13 protein-coding genes are annotated in these 12,221 nt (G+C 39.8%); 7 read left to right on the forward strand and 6 right to left on the reverse strand.

Features of this window, described 5'->3' with window-relative positions:
* The 6 genes from AW165_RS16630 to AW165_RS16655 all read right to left on the reverse strand — a co-directional run.
* On the reverse strand, window positions 1-303 hold a 303-nt coding region (locus tag AW165_RS16630), incomplete at its 3' end, for a hypothetical protein (RefSeq protein ID WP_081410705.1).
* A gap of 12 nt (window positions 304-315) precedes the next feature.
* Complete coding sequence (locus AW165_RS16635; RefSeq protein ID WP_060466461.1) at window positions 316-969, reverse strand: 3-oxoacid CoA-transferase subunit B; 654 nt, start codon at window positions 967-969, stop codon at window positions 316-318.
* 18 nt (window positions 970-987) lie between these two features.
* Entirely contained in the window at window positions 988-1,659 is a 672-nt protein-coding gene (locus AW165_RS16640) for a 3-oxoacid CoA-transferase subunit A (RefSeq protein WP_017386040.1), read from the reverse strand.
* A 134-nt stretch (window positions 1,660-1,793) separates the two neighbouring features.
* Complete coding sequence (gene catA / locus AW165_RS16645) at window positions 1,794-2,714, reverse strand: catechol 1,2-dioxygenase (protein WP_060466462.1); 921 nt, start codon at window positions 2,712-2,714, stop codon at window positions 1,794-1,796.
* Between the two features lie 160 nt (window positions 2,715-2,874).
* On the reverse strand, window positions 2,875-3,165 hold the full coding sequence (gene catC, locus AW165_RS16650) for a muconolactone Delta-isomerase (RefSeq protein ID WP_060466463.1): 291 nt from the start codon (window positions 3,163-3,165) through the stop codon (window positions 2,875-2,877).
* A 23-nt stretch (window positions 3,166-3,188) separates the two neighbouring features.
* A complete protein-coding gene (locus AW165_RS16655) occupies window positions 3,189-4,295 on the reverse strand; it encodes a muconate/chloromuconate family cycloisomerase (protein ID WP_060466464.1) in 1,107 nt (368 codons plus the stop codon).
* 100 nt (window positions 4,296-4,395) lie between these two features.
* Here AW165_RS16655 and AW165_RS16660 point away from each other — a divergent pair, with 100 nt between their 5' ends.
* The 7 genes from AW165_RS16660 (at window position 4,396) to AW165_RS16690 (ending at window position 12,205) form a co-directional block, all read left to right on the forward strand.
* A complete protein-coding gene (locus AW165_RS16660; RefSeq protein WP_016140852.1) occupies window positions 4,396-5,310 on the forward strand; it encodes a LysR family transcriptional regulator in 915 nt (304 codons plus the stop codon).
* Between the two features lie 80 nt (window positions 5,311-5,390).
* A complete protein-coding gene (locus tag AW165_RS16665; RefSeq protein WP_060466465.1) occupies window positions 5,391-6,185 on the forward strand; it encodes a TorF family putative porin in 795 nt (264 codons plus the stop codon).
* 502 nt (window positions 6,186-6,687) lie between these two features.
* Window positions 6,688-7,485 carry a 2-keto-4-pentenoate hydratase gene (locus tag AW165_RS16670; RefSeq protein WP_060466466.1) on the forward strand — a complete coding sequence of 266 codons (798 nt, stop codon included), beginning with the start codon at window positions 6,688-6,690 and terminating at the stop codon, window positions 7,483-7,485.
* 11 nt (window positions 7,486-7,496) lie between these two features.
* Complete coding sequence (locus AW165_RS16675) at window positions 7,497-8,402, forward strand: acetaldehyde dehydrogenase (acetylating) (protein WP_060466467.1); 906 nt, start codon at window positions 7,497-7,499, stop codon at window positions 8,400-8,402.
* Window positions 8,403-8,413: 11 nt separating this feature from the next.
* Entirely contained in the window at window positions 8,414-9,433 is a 1,020-nt protein-coding gene (gene dmpG, locus AW165_RS16680) for a 4-hydroxy-2-oxovalerate aldolase (RefSeq protein WP_060466468.1), read from the forward strand.
* Window positions 9,434-9,849: 416 nt separating this feature from the next.
* Window positions 9,850-11,160: an OprD family outer membrane porin gene (locus tag AW165_RS16685; protein ID WP_060466469.1), complete on the forward strand. Its 1,311-nt coding sequence runs from the start codon at window positions 9,850-9,852 to the stop codon at window positions 11,158-11,160.
* Between the two features lie 184 nt (window positions 11,161-11,344).
* Complete coding sequence (locus AW165_RS16690; RefSeq protein WP_060466470.1) at window positions 11,345-12,205, forward strand: alpha/beta fold hydrolase; 861 nt, start codon at window positions 11,345-11,347, stop codon at window positions 12,203-12,205.
* Window positions 12,206-12,221: the final 16 nt, after the last annotated feature.

A 12,221-nucleotide genomic window follows, 5' to 3' on the forward strand; every position in this document is an offset into this window, starting at 1 on the left:
AATGGCAATCGCATCGAGTGAAGAACCACACAAACGGTTAATGGTGGTTGCTGGAACCTGATACGGTAAACCTGCAAGAAGTGCTGACATACGGCCAACGTTACGGTTATCTTCACCGGCTTGGTTGGCACAGCCATAAATCACATCATCGACCTGTTCCCAATCTACATTCGGGTTACGCTGGATTAAAGCTTTAATCGGCACAGCGCCAAGGTCATCTGCACGGACAGGTGCAAGGCCACCGGCATAACGGCCAAATGGAGTACGGATGGCATCGATAATATAAGCATTTTTTAATGTCATTTCCCTACTTCCTTACTCTTGAGTCGCATCAATTAAAGTTGCATCGGTTAAAGCCTGTAACTCATCAAAGCTAAGGCCTTCAACTTTCTCAATCACCTTTAAACCATCTTTAGTCACATCAATCACACAAAGATCCGTGTAAATACGGTCAACACATTTTTTACCCGTTACTGGATAAGTTAGCTCAGCCACAATCTTCGGCTCACCTTGTTTGGTCACATGGTCTGTGGTGATAAATACTTTCTTGGCACCAACCGCCAAATCCATCGCACCACCTACCGCAGGAATTGCATCCGGTGCTCCCGTGTGCCAGTTGGCCAAGTCACCATTCGCAGCAACCTGAAATGCACCGAGTACTGCAATATCAAGGTGACCACCACGCATCATCGCAAATGAATCGCCATGGTGGAAAAAGCTGCCGCCTTCAAGCATGGTCACAAATTCTTTACCCGCATTAATCAGTTCAGGGTCTTCTTCACCTGCCGCTGGCGGTGGGCCAAAAGCCAATAAACCATTTTCAGAATGAAGAAAAATATCTTTGTCATTCGGTAGGTAGCTGGCAATCTTGGTGGGTAGGCCAATACCCAAGTTCACATAGGCACCATCTGGAATATCTTGTGCCACACGTTGTGCAATCTGGTCACGGCTGAGTTTCTGGTAGCTCATGTTATTTCTCCTTATTGCTTACTGTGCTGGCGCTACTTGTACAACGTGCTGTACAAAAATACCTGGGGTGATAATGTGCTCTGGGTCTAATCCACCTAGCTCCACAACTTCAGAAACCTGAGCAATAGTGACATCAGCAGCCATCGCCATAATCGGGCCAAAGTTACGTGCAGATTTACGGTAAACCAGATTGCCCCAGCGGTCGCCCTTGTAGGCCTTAATCAAGGCAAAGTCAGCCTTGATCGGATATTCGAGTACGTAATCTTTCCCATCAATCTCACGGGTCTCTTTACCTTCGGCCAAAAGAGTTCCAAAGCCTGTTGGGGTAAATACAGCACCTAGCCCCATACCTGCTGCCTGAATACGACACGCCAGATTACCTTGCGGTACGACTTCAAGCTCGACCTTTCCGGCACGGTACAGTTCATCAAATACATAAGAGTCTGACTGACGTGGGAAAGAACAGATTACTTTTTTAACTGAACCAGCCTTAAGCAGTTTCGCCAGACCATAATCGCCATTACCGGCATTGTTGCTGACGATGGTTAAATCTTTAACACCGAGTTCAATAAGACCATCAATGAGTTCAGCGGGTTGTCCTGCGGTACCGAAACCACCAATCAGAATGGTTGCACCATCTTTAATCTGCGATAGAACCTCGCTTAGTGAGGACTTACTTTTGTCAATCATGTGAGAAACCCTAGAGCATGAGGTAACGTGATGTATTACTACCGCTAAAAATTTATTTAAATTCTTAATGGTAGTAATAAATGGAATAAATTTTGTGAGTCAAAAGCGAACTTTTAACTCACATATACTTTCAATTAAGCACTAGCGCGACGACGTTCAACTTCAGTTGAAGGAGCAGCAGCGGCATCTTTAACAAGTTCGATGTTAAATGTGATGTGTTTGAAAGCGTGATCTAGACCACGGCGTTCAATTTCAGCTGGGTCAGTTACATCAACTGCTGTTGCAACTAAGCCGTCACGCGTTGCGAAAGCAAAGTCGTCCCATAAGTACTCATCACCCTCAATGTTGAATTGAGTAGTTAGCTTGCGGTAACCCGGTGCAGAAACGAAGTAATGAACGTGAGATGGACGGTTACCATGACGGCCTAATTTGTTAAGAAGGGCCTGAGTTGTACCTTCTGGCGGGCAACCATAACCTACAGGCATAGTTGTTAATGCAACATATTTACCATCAGCATCAGTCAAAATACTACGACGTAAGTTGAAGTCAGATTGAGACTTATCAAAGAATGAATAGTTACCCAAACTGTTGGCATGCCATACTTCAACTTTGGCATTTTCAATGATATTGCCATCAGTATCAGTTACAGTACCTTCAATAATTAAGGTATCGATTTTGCCAGATTCTGTACCATCATCCATACGCGCAAAACCAACAGATTCAGGCGCGCCAGCTACATAAAGTGGGCCTTCGATGGTACGTGGTGTACCGCCAGTAACACCAGCTTTGGCATCTGCTTCATCTGCACGTAAATCAAGATAATGCTCTAAACCTAAGCCAGCTGCCAAAAGACCAAGTTCATTTGCTTGACCAGCATCTGTGAAATATTCCAAACCTTTCCATACTTCTGAAGGTTGGATGTCTAAATCTTCAATGGCTTGAAATAAATCCCCAAGAAGGCGCACTACAATTTGTTGAACACGTGCATCAACTTCGCCTTTTGCAGTGTCGACATTCATTTGTTTTACAAGCGCATCAATTTGTTGACGGTTCATACTAAAACTCCTTAAGTATGCAATACGGTTTTGGGTGGCAGCGCTGCGGGCATTTTGTTTTGCTAGCGAATAATTGCCGCCACGTTCCTTGTTACCTTCTGAATAATCTGCTTGGTTTTTAAATGGACTTCAGAGATCACATTTAAAAAATTCTTTTGGTTTACGAATCATCATCACGAACAGAAGAAGGGTGGCGATTAAGTGCCATCACTTCAATGTCCATATATGGATAGAGAGGTAAACCCTGTAAAATATTGTGCAATTCTTCATTGCTCTCGACATCAAAAATACTGATGTTTGAGTACTGACCTGTAATACGCCAGATATGACGCCATTTGCCTTGACGCTGTAATTCTTGCGAATAGGCTTTTTCAACAGCCTTAATTTCATTTGCTTTGTCGGCTGGCATATCAAGTGGAATATGCACATCCATACGTACATGAAATAACATGGGAAACTCCTTATCCTGTTGCCTTAACGACGTAACTTCTCGACTTTATCTTCATCAATTTCAATGCCTAAGCCCGGAGCCGTTGGCAAGTGCAATTCAAAGTTTTCGTAACGCAGCGGTTCTTTCAAAATTTCTTCGGTAAGCAATAACGGACCAAATAATTCAGTACCAAACGCTAATGTTTCAAAGGTTGCAAATGCATGAGCAGAAGCAATGCTACCTACAGGGCCTTCAAGCATAGTGCCGCCATAAAGATCGATTCCTGCTAAACCTGCAATCTTGGCAACTTCACATGCCTCGATCAGACCGCCAGATTGTTCAATTTTTACTGCAAATACATCAGCACCATGGCTTTTTGCAATACGGTATGCGCTGTCGGGACCAGTTAAAGCTTCATCTGCCATAATTGCAACATCAAAACGATGGGTGAGGCGAGCAAGTGCTTCTGTGTTTTGAATAGCACAAGGCTGTTCAATTAAATCAATCCCGCCATCTTGAAGCTGTTGAATACCTTGAATACATTCCAGCTCTGACCATGCACGATTTACGTCAACGCGTACACTAATATCTGCACCGAGTGCTTTTTTAATTGCAATCACATGATCAACATCGTGTTGCAAAGGGCGTGAACCAATTTTGAGTTTGAACGTGTTATGACGTTTTAACTCAATCATTTTTCGAGCTTCAGCAATATCTTTTTCTGTGTCACCAGACGCGAGCGTCCAAAGTACAGGTAAACTATTACGCAGACGGCCACCTAAAACTTCACTTAATGGCACGCCTAAACGTTTTGCCTGAATATCAAGTAGAGCAGTCTGAATGGCACATTTCGCGAAACGGTTACCATTAATATTCTTACGAATCAGTTTTAGTGTTTGAGCAACATTTAAATCTTTAACTGATGCGAGTAATGGTGCAAAGTAAGTATCAATATTGGCTTTGACACTTTCAGGACTTTCTTCACCATAGTTCAGTCCACCAATGGTGGTCGCTTCACCCCAACCTACAATACCATCCGTGGTCGTAATTTTAACGAGCACCAAAGTCTGAGTACGCATTGTAGTCACAGACAGCTGGTGAGGACGGATAGTTGGAATATCCACAAGTATGGTTTCTATGGTTCTATACATGAAGTTTCAACTATTTCAAACTTGTTTACATACCATAGAAGAATGTAATAGCCTAAAATAGATATAGAACGGTATTTTAAGATACTAAAAAGGTATATTAATGGAATTAAGACATCTACGTTATTTTGTTACCGTTGTTGAAGAACAAAGTCTGACTAAAGCCGCTGAGAAGCTTTTTATTGCTCAGCCACCGCTCACGCGTCAAATTAAAAAACTAGAAGAAGAGTTAGGCATTGATCTGTTCGTGAAAGGCTCACGTCCATTAAAAGTGACAGAAGCAGGGCTGTTTTTTTACCAACATGCTGTTCAGATTTTAACGCATACGGCTCAAGCAGCTTCTATGGCTAAAAAAATGAAGCTGGTCGAGAATGTTGTTAAAGTTGGCTATGTGAGTTCGCTTCTTTATGGGCGATTACCACAGGTCATTTATCTATTTAGACAAAAAAATCCTGACATTCATGTCGAGCTTATTGAATGTGGTACACGAGATCAGGTCGAAGCCTTAAAGTTAGGAAAAATTGATTTAGGTTTTGGACGGCTACCTATTAGCGATCCTGCCATTAAGCGACTTCTACTTCGTAAAGAAAAATTAAAACTCGCTATCCATAAAAAACATCCTTTAAGTGAGTTCCAAGAATCAGGAATTTATTTATCTCAAATTATCAATGAGACAATTTTTTCTTATCCCACAACACCTAAACCGAATTTTTCGACCACTATTCAAGCTTTATTTACCAAATTAGGTCTTGTTCCTGCCAAACTGACTGAAGTCCGCGAAATTCATATGGCACTTGGCTTAGTGGCATCTGGAGAGGGTATTTGTATTATTCCCGAAAGCGCCTGTGACATTGGAATGAAGAATCTAACTTATTTGAATATCTTAGATTTAGAAGCTTATAGTCCTATTTCTCTATCTATGCGCAACATGGACCAAAGTTCATATATTCCTAAAATTTTAGACTGTATTGAAGAGATCTATAGTCAAGAAGAAGTGTCGAGAAATCTAAATTTATAACTTTTTAATACGTTTTAAATTGAATTATCATGTTATTTTAAAACTTTAAACCTATAGGTAATATTTAAAAGGATTATTAGATGAGAAAAATTTTAGGGATGGCTTCTCTTATTATGTCTACTGGTGTTGTACATGCTGAACAAGTAAACGAACAAGAACAAATTTCTCCATACAGTGCTAATGTAACCTTCGCAAGTCAATATATATCACGTGGTTTTCAACAAACTTGGGGCAAGCCTGCATTACAAATTGGTCTAGATTATGCAAATCCGAATGGATTATTTGTAGGGACTTGGGCTTCAAATGTAAGTTCTAACTATCTTCGAAATGCTTCAGTTGAGTGGGATTTTTATACAGGTTATATAAAAACTTTTGATAAGTTTTCAGCTGGAATGACGGTTTTTTATTACTACTATCCGGGAGCTAAAAGTACGCCTGAAACGGGAAGTACCAGTTATAACTATGGCGAAATTGTGCCTCAAATTGGTTATGGGCCTTTGACTCTTAAATATTTTATTACCTACACTCCAGATTATGCAGGCTATAACTCAGATACGATGGGTGGCCCAGCAGGTAAACGTTCACGAGGAACAACTTATCTAGATCTAACTTTTACTCAGCCTATCAATGAGTCTTGGACTTTTGGTGCTCACTATGGCTATGAAAGAATTAAAAATTTCTCGGAAGCTAACTTTCAAGATATGAAAGTCGAATTGATTAAAGATTTAGGGGATGGCTGGACTACTGGTTTAGCGTATGCCAAAGCTTGGGACAAAGATGGTTTCTATAAAAAGTATAGTAATGGTGAACCTGATGCGCCAATTTCAAATCCGATTGATTCGACATTTACAGTGTCTGTAAAAAAGGTGTTCTAAGTTAAGTTTATTAATATTGTCTGATTAACTACGCTTGAAAGATATTAGTAAATCCAAACTTTTAAACGTAGTTAAGATGGACTTTTTATTTATATTTTAAAATGAATTGCAGTAGGTAAATTAAGGACTACTTAAGCATCTTCAACAATAACTAAACGTGAGACTATCTAGTGTAATATATAAAATTTGAAAATTAGTATTTTTCTAACCTCTAAAAAAATATATTGATTAATAAAATTATTATAGTTACTTAGCATTAAATTTTTAAACAGCATTTTGGGGTTGATTATAAATAAAAACTATTATATGAAACAAAATAAGTATTGGCATTTAATTAGGGATTTTCCCATTCTTAAGCTGTGTTTTATATGTACGTTCCCGTAGGTAGCTGTCTCGGAAAATACAAGGGATTTGTTGTTTCTAACTTTGCCTGAACTTCGTATTCCGTTCTATACCTTTCGTACGCAGTAAACATTCAATTTTGCAGTTTAAGGAAATATTGATGTCAAATTCTGCTGTTGTCGATTCAGTTGCTTTGGCTTTAAGGCAGGCTGAACTATCACAAACTGCGATTGTTCCAATACGTGCTGAACTCGGTGGTGAACAGGCAAGTGTGGATATCGCTTATGCAGTACAGGAAATCAATACTGTACGTGCACTCTCGGAAGGGCGCCGTTTAGTAGGTCGTAAAATTGGATTGACTTCAAAAGCCGTACAAGCTCAGCTTGGGGTGGATCAGCCTGATTTTGGAATGCTATTTGCCGATATGGCATACGGTGATGGTGATGTAATTCCAATAAGTAAATTAATTCAGCCAAAAGTTGAAGCTGAAATTGCGCTTGTACTCAAACATGATTTAACCCAAACCAGACATACATATGCAGACATTATTAGTGCTACAGACTATGCCTTGCCTGCTATTGAAGTCGTCGATAGCCGTATTGAGAACTGGAAAATCTCATTAATTGACACTGTTGCTGACAACGCTTCTAGTGCGGCTTTTGTTTTAGGTTCGCGTCCAGTACAGCTTGATCAACTTGATTTAGTGAACTGCAAAATGGTCATGACTCGTAGTAGTGAAATTGTCTCAGAGGGCGTGGGTAAAGCTTGTTTGGCCAACCCGTTGAATGCAGCTATTTGGTTGGCCGATGAAATGGTACGTCGCGGGCGCCCGTTACAGGCTGGAGATATTGTTTTAACAGGGGCATTGGGTCCAATGGTTGTAGCTCATGCCGGAGATGAGTTCGTAGTAAAAATTGAAGGCTTCGACTCAGTTACCGCATGCTTTGCTACTGAATAAAGGATAGGGAAATGAATAAGATCAAATGTGCCTTAATCGGTCCGGGAAATATTGGAACAGATTTGTTGTATAAATTACAGCGTAGTGAAGTGCTAGAACCTGTATGGATGATAGGGATTGATCCTACTTCTGAAGGCTTGGCCCGTGCTGCAAAAATGGGTTTAAAGACTACATCGGATGGAGTTGATGGTTTATTACCTCATGTACTTGAAGATGATATCAAAATTGCTTTTGATGCGACTTCTGCTTATGTACATGCAGAGAATAGCCGTAAGCTTAATGAGCTTGGCGTGTTAATGATTGATTTAACGCCTGCGGCAATTGGTCCATTTTGTGTGCCGCCAGTGAACTTAGAAGCTCTGCTAGACGCAGGTGAAGTCCCTAACGTCAATATGGTGACTTGCGGTGGGCAAGCAACTATTCCTATGGTCGCAGCGATTTCAAAAGTACAGACAGTTAGCTATGCTGAAATCATTGCGACTGTATCAACAAAATCGGTTGGCCCAGGTACGCGTAAAAATATTGATGAATTTACTCGTACTACGGCTGGAGCAATTGAAAAAGTTGGTGGTGCCAAACAAGGTAAAGCCATCATTATTATTAACCCAGCTGAACCACCATTAATGATGCGTGACACGGTTCATTGTTTAGTTGAAGGAGAGCCTGACCAAGTTGCAATTACGGAATCAGTCAATGCCATGATCAAAGAAGTCCAAAAATATGTTCCGGGCTACAAACTGGTGAATGGCCCTGTATTTGATGGTAATCGTGTTTCTATATTTCTTGAAGTAGAAGGCTTAGGCGATTATTTACCGAAATATGCAGGTAATCTTGACATTATGACTGCGGCAGCTGCACGTACTGCAGAAATGTTTGCAGAACGTGTTTTATCTAATCAAAAAGCTGAAGTTGTTTAAGGAGAAACCGTATGTCTAAGATTATTGTGCATGATATGACTTTACGTGATGGTATGCATCCTCAACGCCATCAAACTACAGTTGAGCAAATGATTGCCATTTCAAGTGCGTTAGATGAGGCGGGAGTACCTTTAATTGAAGTAACTCATGGTGATGGCTTAGGGGGTAGTTCCGTTAATTACGGTTTCGCTGCTGCAACAGATGAAGAGTATTTATCTGCCGTCGTGCCACGCATGAAAAATGCCAAAGTGTCAGCGTTGTTATTGCCTGGCATTGGAACAGTTGATCATTTGAAAATGGCACATGAAATTGGTGTTTCAACCATTCGTGTTGCAACACACTGTACAGAAGCAGATGTATCTGAACAGCATATTACTGCTGCCCGTAAATTGGGAATGGATACAGTAGGCTTTTTAATGTTAGCTCATATGGCATCGCCACAACATTTGCTACAAGAAGCAAAAAAAATGGTGTCTTACGGTGCTAACTGTATTTATGTTACAGACTCAGCTGGGTACATGTTGCCACAAGATGTTACTGATCGGATTGGGTTACTCCGCCAAGAACTTGATAGCAATATTGAGTTAGGTTTTCATGGTCACCATAACTTGGGTATGGGCGTTGCCAATACCGTTGCTGCGGTTGAAGCTGGTGTAAGCCGAGTTGATTTAGCGGCCGCAGGATTGGGAGCAGGAGCAGGCAATACGCCGCTTGAATTATTTATTGCGGTTGCAAATCGTATGCATATAGAAACAGGCGTAGACTTGTTTAAAGTGCAAGACATTGCAGAAGACCTTGTTATACCAATGATGCTAAATCCAATTCGTGCCGATCGTGATGCAGTAACATTAGGTTATGCAGGTGTATATTCTTCTTTCTTGTTGTTTGCAAAACGTGCTGAAGCTAAATATGGTGTCTCTGCACGTGAAATTTTATTAGAGCTTGGTCGCCGTGGTACGGTTGGGGGACAGGAGGATATGATTGAAGATCTTGCCTTGACCATGTCAAAAGCGAAAGTAATGAGCGCATAAGTCTTTTACAAATGAAAAAGAGCACTCCACGAGAGTGCTTTTTTACATCTAATGATTTGATCTAGATGAAATAACTTGGATATAAGTGTTATTTTCTATAAATGGATGGACATCATTTTTGATTGGATGAGTTTCTATTTAAATAAAAAAACGATTAGAAAATTAAAAATAGCAAATTTAAATAAAGATACTTTAATAAAAAATAGATATATAACAAATATTTATTCTGGTTTTTAGGTAATGATTAATCGTTTTTAATGATCTGTTAAAAATCCTCATTACTGGAAAAGTAACATTTTTTTAAAGTATTGAGTTTAAAAAGAAAAATATCTTAATACTCTAGTCGAATTTTTCATAAAAAAAGAGTTAAGCATGATAGGGCTTTGTTTCATGGATTGATTGAAAGGAAGTACGCAATGCGTCGTCAAACGTTATGGATCGCAATGGCTTGCGCAATAGCAACAATAGGGGCTACTGGCACATATGCAGGCTTTGTTGAAGATAGTCAGGTTCAGCTGAAATTTAAAAACTTCTATTTAGACCGCCAGTATGATGACACCCCTGCAAAAAACTGGGGTAGTTGGTCACAAGCTGCGACACTGGATGCAAAATCGGGCTATGCAGAGTTTGGGGCATTACAACTTGGTGTTGATGTGTTGGCACAGTATGCTGTGCGTCTGGATGGTCGTGACCGTAATGCCGATTGGGTTCTGCCGTATAGTGGAATTTCTGGTACAGGCACAGGAAAACAAGAGCGTCAGTTTGGAAAAATAGGAGCAACTCTTAAAGCGAAAATCAGCCAAACTGAATTACGAATTGGTGAAATTTTACCTGTAACACCAGTAATTCATTTTGACCCATCTCGTCAATTATTGACCACTTACAATGGTGTATGGCTAGAGTCAAAAGATATTAAAAACACCAAATTAACGTTAGGTTATTTGGATAGTATCAATGCCCGTTATGAAAATCAGCCAATGGATTTTGGTCTATGGCCTAAAGCATTAAATAATGATGGTAAAACTGATGGGATGTATGTTGCGGGCATAGATTACCAATTAAATCAAAACTGGTCTGCAAGTTACTTTTATGGCGATGTGACGAATATCTATCGTCAAAATTACTTGGGTGTGAACTATAAAAATAATTATGACAAGTTAAAAGTCGATTCACACATACGTTTTTTCGACAATGCAGAGTCGGGAGATGCCTTGTATGGTGATATTGATAATCAAGCATTGTCTATAGGCTCAACCTTAACTTATGGCTCGCACAGCGTAGGTTTGTCTTATCAGCAAATGTTTGGCGACTATGGTAGTAATCCGAGTGCAGCAACAGGCGCTCCGTATTTTCCAACACTTGCAGGTTGGGTACCACAGCCTTATTTAGATAACTGGTCAGTTGCGAGTTTTATCCGTAAAGATGAGAAATCCGTTGGTATAACCTATAGCTACGATTTTAGTGAACTAGGTATTAAAGGATTGAAAACTACTGCCAAATATTGGCATGGCTGGGGTGTCGATTCAGCATATGAATCAAGTGCATTAACAGGCAAAGGCAAAGAAGATGAATTCAACTTTATTCTGAATTATGTAGTGCCAGAAGGGAAGTTAAAAGGTTTGGGATTCCAGTGGATATATATAGATGTCAATTTTGACAATATTGCTGGCCAAAAGAGTGATTTGCAGGAACATCGTATTGCAACGACATACACCTATAAATTTTAAATACTTTTAAATATTTCTTTAAATAACAATTTTTTATTAATACTTATTTTATATCACCTCATCGTAAACAAGTATCAGTTTAGGTGCTGTGAACAGGTAATATAGGTGAGTAAAACATTTGAAATTTGGCGTATTAAATCGGCCTAATCTTGGGTTGGGCTGTACAAATTGTAAGAGGAATAAGATGGGAACAGTACAAATCCCCGAATATAAAACAGATCCATTTTTTGGTTTGGAAGATAAATGGATTGAAACTGCAGCAGGCGAGCTCACTCATTATCATGAGCTTGGAGAAGGTACTCCAATTTTATTTTTACATGGTTCTGGTACGGGTGTTTCAGCAGCAGCAAACTGGTGGTTGAACTTACCACAAATTGCTGAGCAAGGACGTTGTATCGCAATTGATTCAATTGGTTATGGCCAAACTGTTGTTGCAGAAGGAACTGTTTATGGTATTCGTGAGTGGGTAGATCACGCGGTTCGAGTACTAGATGCACTGGGTATTGAAAAAACTTGGTTGGTTGGTAATTCTTTAGGGGGATGGTTAGCATTCCAGTTTGTATTGGATTATCCAGAGCGTGTACTGGGTATTGTATCAATGGGAACGGGGGGTGCTAAACAAACGGCAGCACTTAAAGCACATGCTAATCCTGAATTAACAGAAGATGGTATCCGTAAAACTTTAGAAATGTTTGTAGTAGATAAGTCTTTAGTTACTGATGAATTGGTTAAAGTTCGTTTTGAGGCCGCTAAAAATGACTATGCATCAGATCGATTAATGGAAGTGGTTGGGGCTCGAGACCGTGACCGATTCGAGTTTCCTCTCGATTTCGATAAAATGAAAAATATCCAGATTCCTGTGTTACTTATTCATGGTGTGCAAGATGTAGTTATTCCTGTATCACGTACTTGGGATATTTTGAATATTGTACCGAATGCTGATGCTCATATATTTAGTCAATGTGGGCATTGGTCGCAAGTTGAAAAAGCTGATGAGTTTAACCAGATCATTAAACAATATTTAGCATTACATGATGTTAAATAAAAGATAGAAAGAAGAG

This window comes from Acinetobacter sp. LMB-5 (assembly GCF_001541635.1).
Classification (GTDB): domain Bacteria; phylum Pseudomonadota; class Gammaproteobacteria; order Pseudomonadales; family Moraxellaceae; genus Acinetobacter; species Acinetobacter pittii.